This is a genomic window from Pseudomonas sp. NLJ1 (assembly GCF_049486705.1).
GTDB classification, from domain to species: Bacteria; Pseudomonadota; Gammaproteobacteria; order Pseudomonadales; family Pseudomonadaceae; genus Aquipseudomonas; species Aquipseudomonas inefficax.
Map to the genome: position 1 here is coordinate 4140233 of NZ_CP137735.1, position 22790 is coordinate 4163022.

13 protein-coding genes and 4 tRNA genes are annotated in these 22790 nt (G+C 64.6%); 11 read left to right on the forward strand and 6 right to left on the reverse strand.

Annotation, left to right across the window (positions count from 1 at the left end; translation table 11 throughout):
* Nucleotides 1–199 precede the first annotated feature (199 nt).
* On the forward strand, nucleotides 200–1573 hold the full coding sequence (gene rmuC, locus R9B85_RS18810; RefSeq protein WP_181457284.1) for a DNA recombination protein RmuC: 1374 nt from the start codon (nucleotides 200–202) through the stop codon (nucleotides 1571–1573).
* Here rmuC and R9B85_RS18815 read toward each other — a convergent pair.
* Both R9B85_RS18815 and R9B85_RS18820 read right to left on the reverse strand, forming a co-directional pair.
* A complete protein-coding gene (locus R9B85_RS18815; protein WP_423770436.1) occupies nucleotides 1545–5021 on the reverse strand; it encodes a NahK/ErcS family hybrid sensor histidine kinase/response regulator in 3477 nt (1158 codons plus the stop codon). The two genes, rmuC and R9B85_RS18815, sit on opposite strands and share 29 nt — an antisense overlap.
* 207 nt (nucleotides 5022–5228) lie before the next feature.
* Nucleotides 5229–6407 carry an MFS transporter gene (locus R9B85_RS18820; RefSeq protein ID WP_112249362.1) on the reverse strand — a complete coding sequence of 393 codons (1179 nt, stop codon included), beginning with the start codon at nucleotides 6405–6407 and terminating at the stop codon, nucleotides 5229–5231.
* 209 nt (nucleotides 6408–6616) lie between these two features.
* Between R9B85_RS18820 and R9B85_RS18825 the strand changes: the two genes are divergently transcribed.
* Complete coding sequence (locus tag R9B85_RS18825; protein ID WP_112249361.1) at nucleotides 6617–8494, forward strand: MFS transporter; 1878 nt, start codon at nucleotides 6617–6619, stop codon at nucleotides 8492–8494.
* A 10-nt stretch (nucleotides 8495–8504) separates the two neighbouring features.
* Here R9B85_RS18825 and sugE read toward each other — a convergent pair whose 3' ends face one another.
* From sugE to rdgC, 3 genes are all read right to left on the reverse strand, one after another.
* Nucleotides 8505–8822 (reverse strand): quaternary ammonium compound efflux SMR transporter SugE, encoded by a 318-nt coding sequence (sugE, locus tag R9B85_RS18830; protein ID WP_025338047.1) that lies wholly within the window; start codon nucleotides 8820–8822, stop codon nucleotides 8505–8507.
* A gap of 230 nt (nucleotides 8823–9052) precedes the next feature.
* The gene (locus R9B85_RS18835; RefSeq protein WP_112249359.1) at nucleotides 9053–10018 is read right to left on the reverse strand and encodes a bile acid:sodium symporter family protein; all 966 of its coding nucleotides are present in this window, start codon (nucleotides 10016–10018) and stop codon (nucleotides 9053–9055) included.
* A gap of 185 nt (nucleotides 10019–10203) precedes the next feature.
* The gene (rdgC, locus tag R9B85_RS18840; protein ID WP_013971401.1) at nucleotides 10204–11124 is read right to left on the reverse strand and encodes a recombination-associated protein RdgC; all 921 of its coding nucleotides are present in this window, start codon (nucleotides 11122–11124) and stop codon (nucleotides 10204–10206) included.
* 217 nt (nucleotides 11125–11341) lie between these two features.
* On the opposite strand from rdgC, the gene R9B85_RS18845 reads away from it, so the two are divergent.
* The 4 genes from R9B85_RS18845 (at nucleotide 11342) to R9B85_RS18860 (ending at nucleotide 11843) form a co-directional block, all read left to right on the forward strand.
* A tRNA-Val gene (locus R9B85_RS18845) sits at nucleotides 11342–11417 on the forward strand.
* A gap of 13 nt (nucleotides 11418–11430) precedes the next feature.
* Nucleotides 11431–11507, forward strand: a tRNA-Asp gene (locus R9B85_RS18850).
* A 170-nt stretch (nucleotides 11508–11677) separates the two neighbouring features.
* Nucleotides 11678–11753 (forward strand) — tRNA-Val (locus tag R9B85_RS18855).
* 13 nt (nucleotides 11754–11766) lie between these two features.
* Nucleotides 11767–11843, forward strand: a tRNA-Asp gene (locus R9B85_RS18860).
* Nucleotides 11844–11978: 135 nt separating this feature from the next.
* Here the strand turns inward: R9B85_RS18860 and map are convergent.
* Nucleotides 11979–12776 (reverse strand): type I methionyl aminopeptidase, encoded by a 798-nt coding sequence (gene map / locus R9B85_RS18865; protein ID WP_370290712.1) that lies wholly within the window; start codon nucleotides 12774–12776, stop codon nucleotides 11979–11981.
* A gap of 316 nt (nucleotides 12777–13092) precedes the next feature.
* On the opposite strand from map, the gene R9B85_RS18870 reads away from it, so the two are divergent.
* The 5 genes from R9B85_RS18870 to R9B85_RS18890 all read left to right on the forward strand — a co-directional run bounded on the left by R9B85_RS18870 (nucleotide 13093) and on the right by R9B85_RS18890 (nucleotide 22516).
* Nucleotides 13093–17118, forward strand: a complete 4026-nt coding sequence (locus tag R9B85_RS18870) for a molybdopterin-dependent oxidoreductase (RefSeq protein ID WP_375149650.1) — start codon at nucleotides 13093–13095, stop codon at nucleotides 17116–17118.
* Nucleotides 17119–17421: 303 nt separating this feature from the next.
* Nucleotides 17422–19974: a nitrite reductase large subunit NirB gene (gene nirB, locus R9B85_RS18875; RefSeq protein WP_423770437.1), complete on the forward strand. Its 2553-nt coding sequence runs from the start codon at nucleotides 17422–17424 to the stop codon at nucleotides 19972–19974.
* On the forward strand, nucleotides 19974–20336 hold the full coding sequence (gene nirD / locus R9B85_RS18880; RefSeq protein ID WP_215520384.1) for a nitrite reductase small subunit NirD: 363 nt from the start codon (nucleotides 19974–19976) through the stop codon (nucleotides 20334–20336). Before nirB ends, nirD begins: the two co-directional genes overlap by 1 nt.
* A gap of 149 nt (nucleotides 20337–20485) precedes the next feature.
* Nucleotides 20486–21418, forward strand: a complete 933-nt coding sequence (gene pcaQ, locus R9B85_RS18885) for a pca operon transcription factor PcaQ (RefSeq protein WP_112249354.1) — start codon at nucleotides 20486–20488, stop codon at nucleotides 21416–21418.
* Nucleotides 21419–21751: 333 nt separating this feature from the next.
* Nucleotides 21752–22516 (forward strand): FKBP-type peptidyl-prolyl cis-trans isomerase, encoded by a 765-nt coding sequence (locus tag R9B85_RS18890; RefSeq protein WP_112249353.1) that lies wholly within the window; start codon nucleotides 21752–21754, stop codon nucleotides 22514–22516.
* The last annotated feature ends 274 nt before the right edge of the window (nucleotides 22517–22790 follow it).

Here is a 22790-nt window from a genome sequence, read left to right on the forward strand (position 1 = left end):
TTACCCGCGAAGAGGCCGGAACAGGCAACACACCGCTCAGGCTGATAAGCTGCGATGCATTCATCCAGGATCATTCGGGGTAAGCATGACAGTGGATCTGGCCAGCATTCTGCTGGGCTTGGTGGCAGGTGCATTACCTTGCCTGGGTTGGGTCATGCAGGTGCAGCGCCGCCAGGGCGCGCGGCAAGGCGAGCAGGCCTTGCTTGAAGAGCGCCTCAATGCTGCCCAGCTGGCCATGGCCGGCCTGCAGGCGCAATTGGAGGCCAGCCGCGACGAGGTCAGCGACCTTACTGAAGCCAACACCGTCAAGCAGACCCAGCTGGCCGCCCAGGGCCGTGAGCTGGAACTGCTGCAGATCGATCGCGACAACGCCCGCGACGCCGCCCACGCCTGGAACCTCGAACGTGCCAACCGCGAAGCCGAACTGCGCCGCCTGGAGGCGCAGACCGCACGCCTGGACGCCGAACTGCGCGAGCAGCAGGAAAGCCACCAGCAGCGCCTGGAAGACCTGCAGGAAGCTCGCGACACCCTGCGCGCCCAGTTCGCCGACATGGCTACCAAGATCTTCGACGAGCGCGAGCAGCGCTTCGCCCAGACCAGCCAGCAGCATCTCGGCCAGTTGCTCGACCCGCTCAAGGAGCGCATCCAGGCCTTTGAAAAACGCGTGGAGGAAAGCTACCAGCAGGAAGCCCGCGAGCGCTTCTCGCTGGGCAAGGAGCTGGAGCGCCTGCAACAACTGAACCTGCGGCTGTCCGACGAAGCGACCAACCTGACCCAGGCGCTGAAGGGTCAGAAAACCCAGGGCAACTGGGGTGAGCTGATCCTCGAACGGGTATTGGAGCATGCCGGCCTGGAAAAGGGCCGCGAATACCAGACCCAGGTCAGCCTAAAGAGCGCCGATGGCGAGCGCTTCCAGCCTGATGTGCTGATCATGCTGCCGGGCGACAAGCAGGTAGTGGTGGATGCCAAGGTCAGCCTCACCGCCTACCAGCAGTTCGTCGCCAGCAATGACGAGGCCGCGCTCAAGCAGCATGTGCAGTCGCTGCGCAGCCACGTCAAAGGCCTGTCGAGCAAGGACTACAACCGCCTCGAAGGCCTGCACAGCCTGGATTTCGTGCTGCTGTTCGTGCCGATCGAGGCAGCGTTCTCGGCAGCCCTGCAGGCCGAGCCGAACCTGTTCCAGGAAGCCTTCGACCGGCAGATCGTGATCGTCAGCCCGACCACCTTGCTGGCTACCTTGCGGGTGATCGACAGCCTGTGGAAGCAGGAACGCCAGGGCCAGAACGCCCGCGAGATCGCCGAGCGTGCCGGCTGGCTGTACGACAAGTTCGTGCTGTTCATCCAGGACCTGGACGAGCTGGGCAGCCGCCTGCAGCAGGTGGACAAGGCCTATGCTGCCGCGCGTAACAAGCTGTGCGAAGGGCGCGGCAACCTGGTCAGCCGCAGCGAACAGTTGAAGCTGCTGGGCGCCCGCGCCAGCAAGAGCCTGCCGGCCGACCTGCTGGAGCGGGCGTTGTCCGACGAGGCGTTGCCGGACGAAGCGCTTACTGAGCCAGGCTCAGATGGCGATTGAGCATGGCGCGCAGGGCCGCCGGCTTGACCGGCTTGGCCAGGTAGTCCAGACCTGCGGCATGCACCATGGCGATGGTTTCCTTGCTGCCGTCGGCACTGATCACCACACCCGGCACCGGTTCACCCAGGCGCGCGCGTAGCCAGCCCATCAGCCCGGTACCGGTCTCGCCGTCGTCCAGGTGGTAGTCCACCAGCGCCAGGTGCGGGCGCATGCCTTTGCCCAGCAAGGCTTCGCATTCGGCCTGGTTGCGCGCGGTCCATACCTGGCAGCCCCAGCGGCTGAGCAGGCTGTTCATGCCGATCAGGATGCTGTCTTCGTTGTCCACGCACAGTACCTGCAGCCCGGCCAGGGGCTGGCCGCCCTGTTCCACCGGGGCGGTGGGCGCCGGGGCGGCCTGGCGGGCAATCGGTACGCTGACGCGGAACACCGTGCCCTTGCCCGGCCACGAGCGCACTTCCAGCTTGTGCCCCAGCACCCGGCACAGGCCGTCGGCGATCGCCAGGCCCAGGCCCAGGCCTTTTTCGGCGCGGGTCTGGTGGCTGTCCAGGCGTTTGAACTCCTGGAAGATCTCCTGCAGCTTGTCGTCGGCGATGCCCGGGCCGCGGTCCCAAACCTCGAGCCACAACCGCTCACCTTGGCGCCGTGCACCCAGCAGGATCGGGCTCTTGCCATAGCGCAGGGCGTTGGTCAGGAAGTTCTGCAGCACCCGGCGCAGCAGCCTCATGTCGCTGTCCACCCGCAGGCGGCTGCCACGCAGGCGGAACTCCAGGCCCTTCTCTGCGGCCAGCACCTTGAATTCCGCGCCCAGGGTGTCGAACAGCTCGTTGAGGGCAAAGGGTTTGGCATCCGGTGTGATCTTGCCGTTTTCCAGGCGCGAGATGTCCAGCAGGTCGCTGATCAGCTCTTCGGCCGAGCGCAGCGAGCTGTCCATGTGCTGCACCAGCTGGCGGGCCTCGTCATTCATGCCCTCGGCTTGCTGCGACAAGGCGGCGGAGAACAGCCGGGCGGCATTCAGCGGCTGCATCAGGTCATGGCTGACCGCAGCCAGGAAACGGGTCTTGGACTGGCTCACCGCTTCGGCACGGCTCTTGGCTTCGGACAACGCCTGGTTCAGTTGCGACAGCTCATGAGTGCGTTCCGCCACCCGTTGCTCCAGGCTTTCGTTGGCATCGCGCAGGGCTTGTTCGGCCTCGCGGAACGGGGTGATATCGGTGAAGCTCATGACGAAACCGCCGCCCGGCATCGGGTTGCCGATCAGTTCGATCACCCGGCCATTGGGGAACAAGCGCTCGGAGGAGTGCGCACGGCCCTGACGCATCCAGTGCAGGCGCCGCGCCACATGCACCTGCGCCTCGCCCGGGCCGCACAGCCCGCGCTCGGCGTTGTAGCGGATGATGTCGGCGATCGGCCGGCCCACGCTGATCAGCCCGTCGGGGTAGTTGAACAGTTCCAGGTAACGGCGGTTCCAGGCCACCAGGTGCAGGTTCTGGTCGACCACGCTGATGCCCTGGTTGATGTTCTCGATGGCCCCTTGCAGCAGGGCGCGGTTGAACTGCAGCACCTCGCTGGCTTCGTCGGCGATACGCACCACGTCTTCCAGTTGCATGTCGCGGCCTTCGATGGCGGCCTTGACCACGGCACGGGTCGACGAGGTGCCGAGTACCCCGGCCAGCAGGCGTTCGGTGTGTTCGATCCAGTCGCCGTCGGCGTTCTGGTTGGGGTTGAAGCCCTTGCCCTGGCGGTAGGCGAAGCGGATGAAGCTCTGCCGGGCGCGTTCTTCACCGACGAAGCGCGAGGCCAAGGTCAGCAGGTCGTCGATCTGCACCGCCAGCAGCGGCTTGCTGCTAGGCCTGGCGCTGGTCTGCTGGCCTATGAAGCGGCCGGCCTGCCAGTGCTCGGAAACCCGCGTGCGCGACAGCACCGAGACCCAGGCGAACAGGGTGAAGTTGCCCGCCAGCGACAGCACCACGCCCTGGGTCAGCGGGCTGATCGGCAGGTTCAGCGGGTTGCCGTGCAGCCACGCCAACCCTGGGAACAGCTGCAGCGACCAGCCCACGCTGTGCGCGGCAATCGGCAGCACCAGGGTGTAGAACCACAGGAAAATACCAGCGGCCAGGCCGGCGAACACACCGCGGCGGTTGGCCTGTTTCCAGTACAGCGCACCGAGCATGGCCGGGGTCAGTTGGGTCACGGCGGCGAAGGCGATCTGGCCGATGGTCGCCAGGCTGGCGGTGGAGCCCAGCAGGCGGTAGCTGACATACGCCAGCAGCAGGATCACCACGATTGTCACCCGGCGTACCGAGAGCATCCAGTGGCGGAACGCCTCGAACGGCCGCTCGGCGTTGGTACGGCGCAGCAGCCAGGGCAGCAGCATGTCGTTGGAGACCATGGTCGATAGCGCCACGGCCTCGACGATGACCATGCCGGTGGCCGCCGAGGCACCACCGATGAATGCCAGCAGGGCCAGGCTCGGGTGTGCCTCGGCCAGCGGCAGGCTGATGACGAACGAATCGGAAATCACCGTGCCCGGCAGCAGCATCTGCCCGGCCAGGGCAATCGGCACCACGAACAGCGCGGCCAGTGCCAGGTACATCGGGAATACCCAGCGCGCCAGGCGCATGTCCTGGGGTTCGATGTTCTCCACCACGGTAACGTGGAACTGCCGTGGCAGGCAGATGATCGCCATCATCGCCACGGCGGTCTGTACCACCATCGACGGCCAGTTGATGGTCTCCTGCCAATAGTCCTGCAGGTGGATCGACTGGCGGGCCTGGCTGAACAGGTCGTCGAAGCCGTCATACAGGTTGAAGACGATGAAGATACCCACGGCCAGGAAGGCCAGCAGCTTGATCAACGATTCGAAGGCAATCGCCAGGACCATGCCGCGGTGGTGTTCGGTCACGTCCAGGCTGCGGGTACCGAAGACGATGGCGAACAGTGCCAGTACCAGCGACACGACCAGTGCGGTGTCCTGTACGCGGGTGCCGGTGGCATCGGCATTGGCGCCGATCAGCAGGTTCACGCCCAGCACGATGCCCTTGAGCTGCAAGGCAATGTACGGCAGCACGCCGATCAGGCAGATCAGCGCCACGACCACCGCCAGGGATTGCGACTTGCCGTAGCGCGCGGCGATGAAGTCGGCAATCGAGGTGATGTTCTGTTGCTTGCTGATCAGCACCATCTTCTGCAGCACCCAGGGTGCGAAGATCAGCAGCAGCACCGGGCCCAGGTAGATCGGCAGGAATGCCCAGAGCTGTTCGGCGGCCTGGCCGACCGCGCCGAAGAAGGTCCAGCTGGTGCAGTACACGGCCAGCGACAGGCTGTACACCCAGGCACGCAGCTTCGGCGGCAACGGCGTGCTGCGGCGGTCGCCGTAGAAGGCGATGGCGAACATGATGGCCATATAGGCCAGGGCGACCACGGCGATCAGCCCGCTGGACAACGACATGAAAACTCCGAAGCAAAAAGATAACGCGGTCCCGATCAATCAGTCTGGCACGCAGGTGCCGCTTCGTCAGCGCAGACGATGGTCGCAGTGGCAGGTGGTCGCAGGGTTCTCTTTAACCTGTGCCGGCCCTTTCGCGGGTGAACCCGCTCCCACAGGTACTGCACTGTGGGAGCGGGTTCACCCGCGAAGAGGCCAGCAGAGCAGACATCATCCTCTACGGGTACCCAGCCAATAAAACACTCCCGCCAGTATCACCGACAACACCAGCAGGTAGAAGATCGCCCCCGGCCACAGATGCACCAGGGCGAACCCCACCATCACCGGCCCCAGCGCCGCGCCGAGGTTGGACAGGTTCTGTGCCCCGTAATACACCCCACGCAAGTGCTCCGGCGCGATCAGGTCGATGAACATGTACTCGGCCGGGATCACGATGATCTCGCCCAGGGTGAACACCAGCATCGCCAGGCACCACGCCAGCGCCGAACCGGCAAAGGCAAAGCCCAGCAGCCCGGCGATGAACAGGCCCATGCCGGCCAGCAGCCAGGGCATCAGGCGCTGGCGGCTGATGCGGCGGCCGATCAGGTACTGCAGGGCGATCACCGTCACCGCGTTGGTGGTCACCAGGTAGCCGATCAGGCGCGCCGCCTCAGCCGGGCTGCTGGTTACCACCAAGTACTGAGACAAGTAGGCGGTGAACTGGCCGAATACCACCGCGCTCAGCACCCCGCCCAGGGTGAAGCATACCAGCCGCCGGTCACGGGCCAGCCCCAGTGCCACCTGGCCGAAGCCGACCCCGGGCTTGTCCGGCACACTGGCCTGCAGGCTGCGGTCACCCAGGCGCCAGTAGGCCAGGCACATGCCCAGGCCGAGCAGGGCGGAGGCGATGAACGGCATATGGTCATTCAGCTCCAGCATGGCCACCCCCAGCAGCGGGCCGGCGGCGTAGCCGACGTTGCTGAGGGTGTACTTGATGGCGAACACTTCGGCCCGCTCCTCCACCGGGAGCAATGCGCAGAAGCCCGCCTTGGCGGCGATGTCGACCACTGCCAGGGCCAGGTTGATCATTATCAGGCAGAGAAAGAACAGCAGTGCCGAGTTGCTGGCGACCGCGCCGACAAAGGCCAGGGCAAACAGCAAAGTGCTGGCGCTGACCAGTGTGTGGTTGCGCAAGGTATCCACCAGGTGGCCGCCATACAGGCTCAGCAGCGAGGCGATGATCAGTGCGCCACCGATCAGCAGGCCGATCTGGCTGATCGGCAGCTGGAAATTGTCGGCCAGGTACACCACCAGGTAGGGCAGGGTGAGGGCACGGGCGACGGTGAGGGTGAAGGTGGTGCCGAGCAGCAGGCGTACAGTGTGCGGGTAGCGTTTTATGGCGGCGAGCATACACATCCTTGTTGTTCTGTTTTGCCGTGGTTACCAGCATATGCCAACAGAGGCCTGCTGCGCAGGCCTTTCGCGGGCACGCCCGCGAAAGGGCCGGTACAGCCCTCCAGAATCCTTGAGCGCTTGCCAGTCAGTGCATTTCCCATGCAGATTTGTGGCTTGTCGCGCCCGGCGCGCCTCCAATTGAAAAGCCCTCAGGACCATGGACGATGAGTCATTCCTCGCAATTCACCTTGCTCGGCAAGCGGCGTTTCCTGCCGTTTTTCATCACCCAGTCGCTGGGTGCCTTCAATGACAACCTGTTCAAGCAGTCGCTGATCCTGGCGATCCTGTTCAAGCTCAGCCTGGGCGACGGTGACCGTTCGATCTGGGTCAACCTGTGCGCCCTGCTGTTCATCCTGCCGTTCTTCCTGTTTTCGGCGCTGGGCGGGCAGTTTGGCGAGAAGTTCGCCAAGGATGCGTTGATCCGGGCCATCAAGCTGGCCGAGATCGCGATCATGTCGGTAGGCGCACTCGGCTTCATCACCAACCACCTGACGTTGATGCTGGTGGCGCTGTTCGGCATGGGAACCCATTCGGCGCTGTTCGGCCCGGTGAAGTACTCGATCCTGCCGCAGGCCCTGCGCGAGGAAGAACTGGTCGGCGGCAATGGGTTGGTGGAAACCGGTACCTTCCTGGCGATCCTCGCCGGCACCATCGGCGCCGGGGTGATGATGTCGAGCGAAAGCTATGCCGCCGTGGTGGCCGGTGGCGTGGTCGGCACCGCCGTGCTCGGCTACCTGGCCAGCCGCTGGATCCCGCGGGCCGCCGCCGCCTCGCCGCAAATGCCGCTGGACTGGAATATCTTCAAGCAGTCTTGGGCGATCCTGCGCATGGGCCTGGGGCAGCCGCCGGCGGTGTCGCGCTCGATCGTCGGCAACTCGTGGTTCTGGTTCGTCGGCGCCATCTACCTCACGCAAATCCCGGCCTACGCCAAGGACTGGCTGCACGGTGATGGCACGGTGGTGACCCTGGTACTGACCTTGTTCTCGGTGGGGATTGCCCTGGGTTCGCTGCTATGCGAGCGGCTTAGCGGGCGCAAGGTGGAAATCGGCCTGGTGCCCTTCGGCTCGTTCGGCCTGAGCCTGTTCGGCCTGCTGTGGTGGTGGCACTCCGGCGATGTACCGGCTGCTGCGGCGCCGCACGACTGGCTGGCGCTGTTGGGCATGGGCCAGGCCTGGTGGATCCTGCTGTCGATCGTCGGCCTTGGGGTGTTCGGCGGCTTCTACATCGTACCGCTGTATGCACTGATCCAGGCCCGCACGCCCGAAGACCAGCGCGCCCGGGTGATCGCTGCCAACAACATCCTCAATGCCCTGTTCATGGTGGTGTCGGCAGTACTCACCATCATCCTGCTGGGCCTGGCCGAGTTGAGCATCCCGCAGCTGTTCCTGGTGGTGTCGCTGCTCAATATCGCGGTCAACGCCTATATCTTCAGGATCGTGCCCGAGTTCACCATGCGCTTCCTGATCTGGCTGCTCAGCCATTCGATGTACCGCGTGCAGCACCGCGACCTCGAGCGCATTCCCGACGAAGGCGCGGCGCTGCTGGTGTGCAACCACGTGTCGTTCGTCGATGCGCTGCTGCTGGGCGGGGCGATCCGTCGGCCGATCCGCTTCGTCATGTATTACAAGATCTACAACCTGCCGGTACTCAACTTCGTGTTCCGCACCGCAGGCGCCATCCCGATTGCCGGGCGCAACGAAGACCTGGCCATCTACGAACGTGCTTTCGCGCGCATTGCCGAGTACCTGGCCGATGGCGAGCTGGTATGCATCTTCCCGGAGGGCAAGCTGACCGGGGACGGCGAAATCGATGTGTTCAAGGGCGGCGTCAACCGCATCCTCGAAGAAACCCCGGTGCCGGTCATTCCGTTGGCCTTGCAGGGGCTTTGGGGCAGCTTCTTCAGCCGTGACCCGGCCAAGGGCTTTTTCAAGCGCCTGTGGTCCCGGGTGACCATCGTGGCAGGCGCCGCCATCCCGGTGGAGGCGGCGCAGCCAGAGGCGTTGCGTGAGCAGGTCAGCCGCCTGCGCGGCAACCTGCGCTAGGCGGAGGGCGTTAGCTGGCGCTGACTTTCAGGCCGACCAGGCCGGTAACGATCAGCGCCACGCTGACCAGGCGTACCAGGGCCATGGACTCGCCGAACAGGATGATGCCGGCGATCACCGTGCCGACGGCGCCGACGCCGGTCCAGATGGCATAGGCTGTACCCAGCGGCAACTCTTTCATGGCCAGGCCCAGCAGGCCCAGGCTGATGGCCATGGCCGCGACGGTGAGGACGGTGGGCAGTGGCTTGCTGAAGCCGTCGGTGTATTTCAGGCCGACGGCCCAGCCGACCTCGAACAGGCCGGCGAAGAACAGGATGATCCAGGACATGGTGTGTCTCCATCGTTGTCAATGATGGGGCCGTCCCCGGAATGGTCACGCGGTGCGTCGTGAGGTCGTCCTCACAGTGGGTACCATGGTGCACATATGCAAACCTCTGGGCAAGCCTGTGCGGGCCTCTTCGCGGGTAAACCCGCTCCCACAGGTACTGCACAGGTCTGAGTATTGTGGAGATCTCTGTGGGAGCGGGTTTACCCGCGAAAGGGCCAGTGCAGGCAACATCAATGCCTGGCCGGTTCCCCACCTTCAGCTTCTGCCACAGGTTCCCCCATGCGCCGGAACCAGGTCGACAGCAGCGCCCCGGAAATATTGTGCCAGACACTGAACAACGCACTCGGCACCGCAGCCAGCGGCGAAAAATGCGCCGCTGCCAGTGCCGCGCCCAGCCCGGAGTTCTGCATGCCCACCTCCAGCGCCAGCGACTTGCGCTGTGCCAGTGGCAGCTTGCACAGCCTGCCGGTCAGGTACCCCAGCAAGTAGCCGAAGCTGTTGTGCAATACCACTACAGCCATGATCAGCAGCCCCGATTCGGCGATCTTCGCCTGGCTGGCCGCCACCACCGCGCACACGATCATCACGATGCTCACCACCGACACCAGCGGCAGTACCTGCACCGCCGCTTGCACTCGCGCGCCAAGCAGCCGCTGGGCCAGCACCCCGAGCACGATCGGCAGCATCACCAGCTGCAGGATCGACCAGAACATGTCCATGAAGGACACCGGCAGCCAGGCCGAGGCCAGGAACCAGATCAGCGCCGGGGTAAGCAGCGGGGCGAGCAGGGTGGTCACCGCAGCGATCGCCACCGCCAGCGCCAGGTCGCCGCGCGACAGCCAGACCATCACGTTCGACGCCGTGCCGCTCGGGCAGCAACCGACCAGGATCACGCCCACGGCGATTTCCGGCGGCAGGTGGAACAGCTGGCACAGCAGCCAGGCCATGCCCGGCATGATCACGAAGTGCGCGACCACCCCCAGCATCACCCGCCAGGGCTGGCGGGCGAGGGCGGCGAAGTCATCGAGCTTGAGGGTGAGGCCCATGCCGAACATCACCAGGCCCAGCAGCGGCACGATGGCCACCTTCAGGGCGATGAACCATTGCGGTTGCACGAAGGCCAGTACGGCGAACACCAGCACCCACAAGGCGAAGGTATTGCCGACGAAGCGGCTGAGAGTGGCGAGGGCACGCATGGGGGCAATTCCTTTTCTATTTATAGCTGCGTGAATTTCAGGGGCCCTATCGCCGGCAAGCCAGCTCCCACAGGTACGCTACAGGTTCCGAATACTGTGGTGTTCCTGTGGGAGCTGGCTTGCCGGCGATAGGGCCGGTGCAGGCAAAAAATATCTTTCAGGCCTGCACCGATACCTCATTTACCTCAGACCCCTTGCGGGATCTCTTCCCCACCCAGCGCCTCGAACAGCACCGGCAGGAATTCGGCAAAGGTCATCATCATCAACTGGAAGCTGGCATCGAACTGCTGGGCAGCCTCATCGCCACCGTCCTGTTCGGCCTGCTCCTGCAGCAGCTCTTCGAACTTCAGGCGCTTGATCACCATCTTGTCATCCAGAATGAACGACAGCTTGTCCTGCCAGGCCAGGGCCAACTGGGTGACCACCTTGCCAGTGCTCAGGTGCAGCTGGATTTCCTCGCCGGTAAGGTCCTGGCGCTTGCAGCGCACGATGCCGCCGTCTTCGGCAGTGTCGCGCAGTTCGCACTCGTCCAGCACATAGAAGCCTTCGGCAGCTTCCTGCGACTTGACCCACTCGGTCATGGTGGCAACCGGTGCGATTTTCACGGTGGCCGGGCGCACCGGCAGCGAGCCCATCACTTCACGCAGGGTCGACAGCAGGTCTTCGGCACGCTTGGCGCTGGCCGAGTTGACCAGGATCACGCCCAGGCGCGGGGCAATGGCAGCGAAGATCATCGAGCGGCGGATGAACGCGCGCGGCAGGAAGGCCTGGATGATCTCGTCCTTGATCTGGTCGCGTTCCTTTTTATAGACCTTGCGCATCTGCTCGGTCTCGATCTCTTCGACCTTTTCCTTTACCGCGTCGTTGACCACGCTGCTGGGCAGGATGCGTTCTTCCTTGCGCGCGGCAATCAGCAGGTACTCGCCGCTGACATGCACCAGAGGAGCGTCTTCGCCCTTGCCGAATGGCGCGACGAAACCATAGGTGGTCAGCTCCTGGCTGGCGCAGGGGCGGGCCGGCTTGCTGGCCAGTGCCGCTTCCAGCGCTTCAGGCTCGAATGGGACTTCCTGGGTCAGGCGGTAGGTCAGCAGGTTCTTGAACCACATGAGGGGCAATCTCTCCTTAATGCATGAGGCGGGCATTATTCTCCGAGCGGTGCTCTCAGGCCAACCCTGTCGGAGTGCCAGTAGCTGTAGCTGGATGTAAAGGTGCACGTGGCAACGCTAGGTCTTTGAAAGGCCTGAGGTTTTTTTTGAAAAAAGTTTAAAAAGTGCTTGCCAGTGTACGGAGCCGTCCGTAGAATGCGCGCCACACCGAGACGAAGGGTGATTAGCTCAGCCGGGAGAGCATCTGCCTTACAAGCAGAGGGTCGGCGGTTCGATCCCGTCATCACCCACCACTCGATGTTTAGCGCAGCGGTAGTTCAGTCGGTTAGAATACCGGCCTGTCACGCCGGGGGTCGCGGGTTCGAGTCCCGTCCGCTGCGCCATATTTCACTTCCAGGGCCTACTGAACACCCGGAAGTAACAGAGAAAGCGACCCCAGGGTCGCTTTTTTTGTGCCTGCGATTTGGTGTTTCAGGGAAATTTGCAAAAAGTTAGATAAGTGCTTGCCAGAGCGCCAGGTCGCCCGTAGAATGCGCGCCACACCGAGAGACATGGGTGATTAGCTCAGCCGGGAGAGCATCTGCCTTACAAGCAGAGGGTCGGCGGTTCGATCCCGTCATCACCCACCACTCGATGTTTAGCGCAGCGGTAGTTCAGTCGGTTAGAATACCGGCCTGTCACGCCGGGGGTCGCGGGTTCGAGTCCCGTCCGCTGCGCCATATTCCGCTTCCAGGGCCTACTGAACACCCGGAAGTAACAGAGAGAGCGACCCTAGGGTCGCTTTTTTTGTTTCTGCATCCTGAGCGATTTCATCGCTCATGAAATCCTGGGGCCGCTTTGCGCCCCCGGCAATTTCAGCCGCGAAGCTCTTCTTCCCGCAATGTCAGCACTTCAAACCCATCCTCGGTCACCGCCACGGTATGCTCCCACTGCGCCGACAAGCTGTGGTCGCGGGTAATCACCGTCCAGCCATCCTTCAGCGTGCGCGTCCCGCGTCCGCCCTGGTTGATCATCGGTTCGATGGTGAACACCATCCCCGGCTTCAACTTCAGGCCCATCCCGCGCTGGCCAATGTGCAGCACCTCGGGCCCTTCATGCATCTGCTGGCCAATGCCATGCCCGCAATACTCACGCACGACGCTGTAGCCCGCCGCTTCGGCATGGGTCTGGATGGCATGGCCGATATCGCCCAACGTAGCCCCGGGGCGTACCTGTTCGATGCCTTTCCATAGCGCGTCATAGGTGGTGTCGACCAGGCGCTGCGCCTCATCGCTGATTGGCCCGATGCTGTACATCTTCGACGAGTCGGCGATGTAGCCGCCTTGTTCCAGGGTGATGTCGACGTTGATGATCGAGCCTTCCTTCAGCACTTCATCGGCCTTGGGCATGCCATGGCACACCACATGGTCTACCGAGGTGTTTAGCGAATAAGGGAACCCGTACTGGCCCTTGCTCGCCGGGCGGGCCTTGAGCGTGCCGATGATGAACGCTTCGGCGCGGTCGTTGATCTGCATGGTGGTCACGCCAGGGCGGATGAAGCTGTCGAGGTCGGCGAACACCTGGGCAAGCAGCTGGCCGGCGCGGCGCATCAGGTCGAGTTGGGCGGGGGTCTTGATAATCACCTGGGACATGGGGGGAGGGCGGTTGCTCATGCTGGAATTTGCCCCAGCATAGCGCCATGGAGGGCGGGGTTGCCATCGCATGGTGCACTCCCTGTGCCGGCCTCTTCGCGGGTGAACCCGCTCCCACAGGGATATCACAGGGCCTGAGGGCTGCGATGTACCTGTGGGAGCGGGTTCACCCGCGAAAGGGTCGGCACAGCTGGCCCATAAATTGCTGATCTACCGCTACCCAGGGCTATCAACGTCGACAGCCCACAAAACTTCACGACAAAGGCGCCGTGTTGCCCCGCTTGCCCAGCAAGCCGGAGCAGCCGGCGCCTTTTGCGTTCCCCACAGGAGCCCGCCCATGGCCAACAGCGAAGTGCGCAGCGTCTGCCCCTATTGCGGCGTCGGTTGCGGCATCGTCATGAGCGTTGCCGATGGCAAGGTCGGCAAGATCAGCGGCGACAAGCAGCACCCCAGCAACTTTGGCCGCCTGTGCACCAAAGGCCTCACCGCACACCTGCCGCTGACCGCCGCCGGGCGCATGGAGGATGCCTATGTACGCCAGCAGCGCAGCCAGCAGCCAGCGCGAACCGGCATCGACCAGGCCATCGCCGCCGCCGCTGCGCGCCTGCGTGGCATCCTCGACCAGCACGGCCCCGACGCCGTGGCACTGTATGTGTCCGGGCAGATGTCGCTGGAGGCACAGTACCTGGCCAACAAACTGGCCAAGGGCTTTATCCGCACCCGCCACATCGAGTCCAACTCGCGCCTGTGCATGGCCAGTGCCGGCAGCGGCTACAAGCTGTCGCTCGGTGCCGATGGCCCGCCCGGCAGCTACCAGGACTTCGAGCATGCCGACGTATTCCTGGTCATCGGCGCCAACATGGCCGACTGTCACCCGATCCTGTTCCTGCGCCTGCTCGACCGGGTCAAGGCGGGTGCCAAGCTGATCGTCGTCGATCCGCGGCGCACTGCTACCGCCGACAAGGCCGACCTGTTCCTGCAGGTGCGCCCCGGCAGCGACATGGCCTTGCTCAACGGCCTGCTGCACCTGCTGCTGCGTAACGGCCACACCGACCCCGGCTTCATCGCCCGCCACACCGAAGGCTGGGACGAACTGCCGGCCTTTCTCGATGACTACACCCCTGACCGCGTGGCCGCCATCACCGGGTTGGCCGAAGCCGACATCATCAAGGCCGCCGAATGGATCGGCAGCGCCAGCAACTGGATGAGCTGCTGGACCATGGGGCTGAACCAGAGCATCCACGGCACCTGGCACACCAATGCGGTCTGCAACCTGCATCTGGCCACGGGTGCCATCTGCCGCCCCGGCAGCGGGCCGTTCTCGTTGACTGGCCAACCCAATGCCATGGGCGGCCGCGAGATGGGCTACATGGGCCCCGGCCTGCCAGGCCAGCGCTCGGCGCTGGTAGCGCAAGACCGCGCCTTCGTCGAGCAGCAATGGCAACTGGCCCCAGGCAGCCTGCGCAGCGAAGGCGGCGAGGGCACGGTGGCGCTGTTCGAGCAGATGAAAAGCGGCGTGGTCAAAGCCTGTTGGGTCATCTGCAGCAACCCGGTGGCCAGTGTCGCCAACCGCCAGCAGGTGATCGACGGCCTGCGCCAGGCTGAGCTGGTGATTACCCAGGACGCCTTCCTCGACACCGAGACCAACCGCTACGCCGACATCCTGCTACCGGCTGCGCTGTGGGCCGAAGGCGAGGGCGTGATGATCAACAGCGAGCGCAACCTCACCCTCATGCCACGCGCCGTCGAACCGCCCGGGCAGAGCCTGCCAGACTGGCAGATCATCGCCCGGGTCGCTTGTGCCATGGGCTACGCCGACGCCTTCGACTACCCCGATGCCGAAGCGGTGTACGAAGAAATCCGCCGCTTCCACAACCCAACCACCGGCTACGACCTGCGGGGCATCGGCTATGCCGAACTGCGCGAGCAGCCGCACCAGTGGCCCTGCGCCCCGGGCCGCGACAACCCGCGCAGCCCATTGCGCTATCGCAACGACGGCAGCAGCCAGATGCTGCTGCGCGATGCCCAGGGCGAGTGCCCGACATTGGCTTTCCCGACCGCCAGCGGCAAGGCTCGCTTCTTCGCCCGCCCCTGGTTGCCGGCAGCGGAGCTGCCAGATGCCGATTACCCCATGGTGCTGAATACCGGCCGCGTGCAGCACCAGTGGCACACCCTGACCAAGACCGGCAAGGTACCGGCGCTGAACAAGCTGGAGCCCGGCCCCTTCGTGGAAATCCATCGCGACGATGCTGCCCGGCTGGGCATCGCCGAAAAGGACCAGGTGGCCATTCGCTCGCGCCGTGGGCAGGCCGTGCTGCCCGTGCGAATCAGCGACCGGGTGATGCCGGGCAACTGCTTTGCCCCGTTCCACTGGAACGACCTGATCGGCGAGCAGCTGGCGATCAACGCCGTGACCTGCGATGCGGTCGACCCGCTGTCGCTGCAGCCAGCGTTCAAGCATTGTGCCGTGACCCTGGAGCGGGTTGCCGGTGAGCGCATCGAAGCCCTTGATCTGAACACTGCCAATCCGGAGCCTGCCCGCATGCCGACCGCCACCCTGTCCCGACTGCTTGGCCTGGACGCCCTGCCAGCCCCGGTGCTGGCCGAGGAAGAGCGCCATTACCTGCAAGGCTTCCTGCTGGGCCTGGACCAGGCCCGCGCCGAGGGCGTGCCCTGCCTGCCGGCCAGTGCGCCGCTGGCCGCCAACCGCCGGTTGTTCGTCGATGGCTTGCTGGCCGGGCTGTTCGCCCAGCCTGCGGCGCTGCCCGATGTGCCGTTGAAAGCACCACGGCACCAGGTGCTGTGGGCTTCGCAAACCGGCAACGGCGAGCTGTTGGCCGAACGCTGTGCCGAGCGCCTGCGCGCCGCCGGCCTCGATGTGCAGCTCAGTTGCATGGAAGCGGTCAGCCCGCGCCAGCTGCAGGGCGCCGCCAGCGTGGTGCTGATCGCCAGCACTTTTGGCGATGGCGAAGCGCCCGACAGCGCAGCAGCATTTTGGCACGCCTTGCAGGGCGAGGAGGGCGCCCACTGTGCCGAACTGCCTTTTGCCGTGCTGGCCCTGGGCGACTCCAGTTACGACCAGTTCTGCGGCTTTGGCCGCCAGCTCGACCAGCGCCTGGCCGAGCTTGGGGGGCGGCGCCTGCTGCAGCGGGTGGACTGCGAGCCGGACTTCGACGACGCCTTCGCCGCCTGGCTGGATGCGCTGCTGCCCACGCTAGGCCGCGCCGCTGGACCGCAACCGGTCACCGAGCCTGCGCCCGTGTCGGCCTACGGCAAGCAGCAACCTTGGGCCGCCACCCTGCTGGAAAACCGCTTGCTCAACGGCCCGGGTGCCACCAAGGAAACCCGTCAACTGGTGTTCGACCTGAGCGGCAGCGGCTTCACCTATGCCGCTGGTGATGCCCTGGGCGTTTGGCCGCGCAACTGTCCGGCCCTGGTCGACGAGTTGCTGGCGCTGATGCAGCTCGATGGCCAGACCATGGTCGAGCTGAAAGGCCAGCCCGCCATGCCGTTGACCGAAGCCCTGCAAGCGCACCTGGAGATCGCCAAGGTCACCCCGCAGCAGCTGCAGGCTTTCGCTGGCAATGCCCCGGACCTGCAGCGCCTGCTGCAGCCCGAGTGCAAGGCCGAGCTGCAGGACTGGTTGTGGGGGCGGCAACTGGTCGATGTGCTGCGCGCCTTCCCCCAGCAGCTGCCGTTGGCCAGCTGGCTGGAGCTGCTCAAGCCGTTGCAGCCGCGCCTGTATTCGATCAGCTCCAGCCCGCTGGCGCACCCGCAGCAGGTGCACCTGACCGTTTCCACGGTGCGCTATGGCGCGCGCAAAGGCGTGTGCTCAAGCTTCCTTGCCGACCGTGCGCAGGCACTGAAGGTGGCGATCTTCCCGCAGGTGTCGAAGCACTTTCGCCTGCCCGAGGACGACAGCGTGCCGGTGATCATGGTTGGGCCTGGTACCGGCATTGCGCCGTTCAGGGCCTTCCTCGAAGAGCGAGAGGCACGTGGGGCGAAAGGGGCCAACTGGCTGTTCTTCGGCGAGCAGTACGCGGCCACCGATTTCTATTACCAGGAGCAGCTGCAGGCCTGGCAGGCTACAGGGCACTTGCGTCTGGACACGGCGTTTTCGCGTGACCAGGCCGAGAAGGTCTACGTGCAGCAGCGCATGCTCGAACAGGGCGCGCAGCTGTGGCAGTGGCTGGAGGCGGGGGCGTACTTCTATGTGTGTGGCGACGCGCAGCGCATGGCCAGGGATGTGGATGCGGCGTTGCGGGCGATCGTGGCCGAGCATGGCGGCATGGATGCAGTGGCGGCTGCGGCTTATGTCGAGAATCTGAGCAAGGCCAAACGCTATCGGCGGGATGTGTACTGACGTGCCCCAGGATGGGGTGTAGTGCACTGTGAATGTGCATGAAGTGTGCCGGCCTCTTCGCGGGTAAACCCGCTCCCACAGGTACTGCACAGGTCTGAAAAATGTGGCGATCCCTGTGGGAGCGGGTTTACCCGCGAAGAGGCCGGTACAGGAAACAGGGTTGGCACACTCCCTGCTTTACCCTGGTTACAACAAAGCCCCCTGATCAACGGCGATCAACCCGGGCCCCTACCGTGATGAATACAGGCAAAGGCGCCTGGAGCTTCGGCTCCAGGCGCTTTTTTTTTGATCGAGGATCGGCTTATGAAGGCAACAGCGAGCAGCGGGCAACGAGAGCGACTGGTCATCGTCGGCAACGGCATGGTCGGCCACCATTGCGTCGAACAACTGGTCAGCCGCGGCGCCCTGCAGCGCTTCGAAGTGCATGTGTTCGGCGAAGAGCGCCAACGTGCGTACGACCGCGTGCACCTGTCCGAATACTTCGGCGGCAGCTGTGCCGAAACCCTGGCCCTGTGCGGGCAGGACTTCTACGGCGTCAGCGGTGTGCACCTGCACCTCGGCGAAGCGGTGCTGGAAATCGACCGTGAGCGCTTTGAGGTGGTCACCGCCGAGGGCCGCTATGGCTACGACCAGCTGGTGCTGGCCACAGGTTCCTACCCCTTCGTGCCGCCGATCGAAGGTTCCAGCGGCAATGCCCGCCTGGTCTACCGCACCCTCGACGACCTCGATGCCATCCGCGCTGCCGCAGCCAGTGCCCGCCGTGGCGTGGTAGTGGGTGGTGGCCTGCTTGGCCTGGAAGCAGCCAACGCCCTCAAGTCGCTGGGCCTGGAAGCCCACGTGGTGGAATTCGCCCCACGGCTGATGCCGGTACAGCTGGACGGCGAGGGCGGTGCCGCGCTCAAGGCGCAGATCGAAGCGCTGGGTGTTGGTGTGCACCTGTCGCGTGCCACCCAGTCGATCGGTGCGGGTGAAGACTACCGCTACCGCATGAACTTCGAGGGCGGCGAGCACCTGGAAACCGACCTGATCGTGTTCTCTGCGGGTATCCGCCCGCAGGATGCCCTGGCCCGTGCCTGTGGCCTGGACATCGCCGCGCGTGGCGGCGTGGTGATCGACAACCATTGCCGCAGCAGCGACCCACGCATCTTCGCCATTGGCGAGTGTGCCTCGTGGAACGGCAGCGTGTTCGGCCTGGTTGCCCCGGGCTACAGCATGGCGCGCAACCTGGCAGCATTGCTGATGGGTGAAGCCGCTGGCGAGTTCACCGGTGCCGACATGTCGACCAAGCTCAAGTTGCTGGGCGTGGATGTCGGCTCCATCGGCGATGCCCATGGCGCCACCCCGGGCGCACGCAGCTACCGCTTCATCGACGAAGCCAACAGCGCCTACCGCCGGCTGGTGGTGGATGCCAGCGGCAAGCACGTGCTCGGTGCGGTGCTGGTCGGCGACAACAGTTACTACGACACCCTGCTGCAATACGCCCAGAACGGCATCGCCCTGCCGGCCGACCCGGCGGCACTGATCCTGCCGCAAGGCGACGGTGCACCGGCCCTGGGTGCTGATGCGCTGCCCGACAGCGCGACCATCTGCTCCTGCCACAACGTCAGCAAGGGCGCAGTCTGCGCCGCCATCGACAGCGGCTGCGGCGACCTTGCCGCAGTCAAGGGCTGCACCAAGGCCGCTACCGGTTGCGGTGGTTGCGCGGCACTGCTCAAGCAGGTGTTCGAGCACGAACTGACCGCCCGTGGCGTGGCGGTGGACAAGAGCCTGTGCGAGCACTTCGCCTACACCCGTCAGGAGCTGTACGGGCTGGTGCGGGTAGAGGGTATCCGTACTTTCAACGAACTGCTCGAGCGCCACGGCAAGGGCCACGTTGGCTGCGACATCTGCAAGCCGGCGGTGGGCAGTATCCTCGCCTCGTGCTGGAACCAGCCGATCATGGACCCGGCGCTGGTGCCGCTGCAGGACACCAACGACACCTTCATGGCCAACATGCAGAAGAACGGCACCTACTCGGTGGTGCCGCGCATCCCCGGCGGTGAAATCACCCCCGACAAGCTCATCGTGATCGGCCAGGTAGCGAAAAAGTACGACCTGTACACCAAGATCACCGGCGGCCAGCGCATCGACCTGTTCGGCGCCCAGTTGCACGAGCTGCCGCTGATCTGGGGCGAGCTGATCGAGGCCGGCTTCGAAACCGGCCATGCCTACGGCAAGTCGACCCGCACGGTGAAATCGTGTGTTGGCAGCACCTGGTGCCGTTACGGCGTGCAGGACAGCGTCGGCATGGCCCTGCGCCTGGAAGACCGCTACAAAGGCCTGCGCAGCCCGCACAAGCTCAAGTTCGCGGTGTCTGGCTGCACCCGCGAATGCGCCGAGGCACAGAGCAAAGACATCGGCGTGATCGCCACCGACAAGGGCTGGAACCTGTACGTGTGCGGCAACGGCGGCATGCGCCCGCGGCATGCCGAACTGTTTGCCACCGACCTCGACGACGAGACCCTCGTACGCCTGATCGACCGCGTGCTGATGTTCTACATCCGCACCGCCGACAAACTGCAGCGCACCTCGGTGTGGCGCGAGAACCTGGAAGGCGGGCTGGACTACCTGAAGCAGGTGATCATCGACGACAGCCTGGGCCTGGCCAGCGAGCTGGAAGCGCAGATGCAGCATGTGGTCGACCAGTATGAGTGCGAGTGGGCCAACGCCCTTGGCGACCCCGAGAAGCTCAAGCGCTTCCGTACTTTCGTCAACGACCGCCGCGCCGACCCGGACGTGCACTTCGTGCGCGAACGCGAACAGCGCCGGCCTGCTGTGCCACTGCACCTGATCCCAACCGTCGAGGAGGCTGTCTGATGAACCTGTCCAATGCTGCTGTGAAAACCCACGAGAACTGGCAGGCCGTGTGCCAGGCGGATGACCTGGTGGCCGATTCCGGGGTGGTGGTCTGGCTCGACGGGGCCCAGGTGGCGCTGTTCTACCTGCCGGGGCAGGCGCAGCCGCTGTATGCGGTGGACAACCGTGACCCGCGGTCCGGCGCCAACATCATCGGCCGCGGGCTGGTGGGCAGTGTGCAGGGCCAGCTGGTGGTGGCGGCGCCGTTGTACAAGCAGCACTTCAGCCTGCAGAGCGGGGAATGCCTGGAGGATAGCGGGCAGCGACTTCGCGTGTGGCCGGTGCGGTTGAATGGGGAGGCGGTGGAGTTGGCTGTGGCTTGATGCTGATTTGTCTCTACCGGCCCCTTCGCGGGTGAACCCGCTCCCACAGGTATCGCGTTAACCTGTAAGGGTGTGGGGCCCCCCTTTGGGAGCGGGTTCACCCGCGAAAGGGCCGGTACAGGTTATCTGCATGCGTTAAGCTTGAGCCCATGAACCTCGACACCCGCATCAAGTACCGCCACCTGCTGTGCTTCCTGGAGATTGCCCGGCAGGGCAGCCTGGCCAGGGCTGCCGACATCCTGGCAATCAGCCAGCCAGCCATCTCCAAGACCCTCAAGGAGCTCGAGGACCTGCTGGAAGCGCGGCTGTTCGCGCGCAGCCGCCAGGGCGTCGAGCTGACCCCGGCCGGCACGCGTTTCATGCGTTACGCCGGGCCCAGCGTGCAGGCCCTGCGCGATGGTGTCAGCAGCCTGCGTGGCGAGGCGCGGGCGCCGTCGCAAGTACGCATCGGAGTGCTGTCCACGGTCGAAGGCCTGCTCATGCCCGAAGTGCTGTGCCGCCTGCACCAGCGGCATGAGGCGCTGGTGATCAGCGTGGTCACCGGGGTCAGCGCGCAGTTGCTCGGCCAGTTGCGCCTGGGTGAACTGGAGCTGGTGGTCGGGCGCATGACCGACAGCCCGCAGATCCAGGGCCTGTCGTTCGAGCACCTGTACAGCGAGTCGATGAGCCTGGTGGTGCGACCGCGTCACCCGCTGCTGGCAACCACGCCAGTAGAGCGGGGGCAGGTGGAGCGTTACCCGCTGGTGCTGCCGCCAGCCGGCACCACCATCCGTCAGCATGCCGACAGCCTGTTCGTGCAATGTGGCATCCAGATGCCGGCACAGCGCCTGGAAACCCTGTCGCTGGCGCTGAGCCGGCGCTATCTGCTGGGCAGCGATGCCGTGTGGGTGGCGCCGCGCGATGCGGTGCTGCTCGACCTGCGCCGGGGCGAACTGGCCGAGCTCGACCTGGGGGTGCGCGAGCCGGGCGGCTCGGTCGGCATCTGTCGCAATGCCGCCTTGCCGCAGAGCCTGCCGGGGCAGTGGGTGTGCGAGGTGTTGCGCGAGGTGGCAGGGCAGTATCGAGAGGGCAGCTATCCCTGAACGCAGGTTCGGCCCTATCGCTGGCAAGCCAGCTCCCACAGGTTGACCACAGGCCCGAAGCAGGTGCCATCCCTTTGGGAGCTGGCTTGCCGGCGATGGGGCTAGTGCAGGCTTTTCAGCATTCAGCGAAATAAATCCCCCGCAAAACCGGGCAAAGGCGCCGCAACCGATCAATACTGGCCAGTGGCTGCACATCCTTTGATGAATAAGCGTTTAACTACTGAACTTCCTTACCAAAACCCGCTCCTATGCCGGTAGCCATTGGTCATGGCCGCCTGCTAAGCTCGCGGCTTTACCCTGATTGCCCTTTTGGCGCATGAACAAGGAAATAGCATGAAACAGCATCGTTTGGCGGCTGCGGTTGCCCTGGTAGGCCTGGTACTGGCTGGCTGTGATCAACAGACCAGCAGCCCCGAGCTGAAGACTCCGGCACAGAAAGCCTCCTACGGTATCGGCCTGAACATGGGCAAGAGCCTGGCTCAGGAAGGCATGGAAGACCTTGATTCCAAAGCAGTCGCCCTCGGTATCGAAGACGCCGTTGGCAAGAAAGAACAGCGCATCAAGGACGAAGAGCTGGTAGAGGCCTTCACCGCGCTGCAGAAGCGTGCCGAAGAGCGCCTGGCCAAGGCCAGCGAAGAAGCCGCTTCCGCCGGCAAGAAATTCCTCGAGGAAAACGCCAAGAAACCAGGCGTGGTCACCACTACCTCGGGCCTGCAGTACGAAGTGGTCAAGAAGGCCGACGGCCCGCAGCCCAAGGCGACCGACGTGGTCACCGTCCACTACGAAGGCAAGCTGATCGATGGCAAGGTGTTCGACAGCTCCGTCGAGCGTGGCAGCCCGATCGACCTGCCGGTCAGCGGCGTGATCCCGGGTTGGGTCGAAGGCCTGCAGCTGATGCACGTCGGCGAGAAGTACAAACTGTTCATCCCGGCTGAACTGGCCTACGGCGCGCAGAGCCCGAGCCCGCTGATCCCGGCCAACTCGGTACTGGTGTTCGACCTGGAACTGATCGCCATCAAGGATCCGGCCCAGCTGCAAGGTGCCGAGCCGGAAGCGGAAGCTCCTGCTGAGGCCCCGGCCGAAGCGCCTGCCAAGTAACACTGGCTGGCCCACGCAAAACGCCCCGTCCTGACGGGGCGTTTTCGTTTGTGCCAGGTGGTTGGACGAACCTGCAACTGCTGATACTGTCCGAGGAAATGCAGCGTGAAGAAGCAGAAGGCTTCTGACGCAAACTGTTTGCGGCGTACGCAACCACGGTGTGAAACGGCTGTGTAAAAAACGCCCGATCTGACCGGGGCCCTTGCCTGGCAGGCACCTGGGGTCGGAAACGTCGCCCTGTTCACAAGGTTATCCACAATAAATGTGGATAACC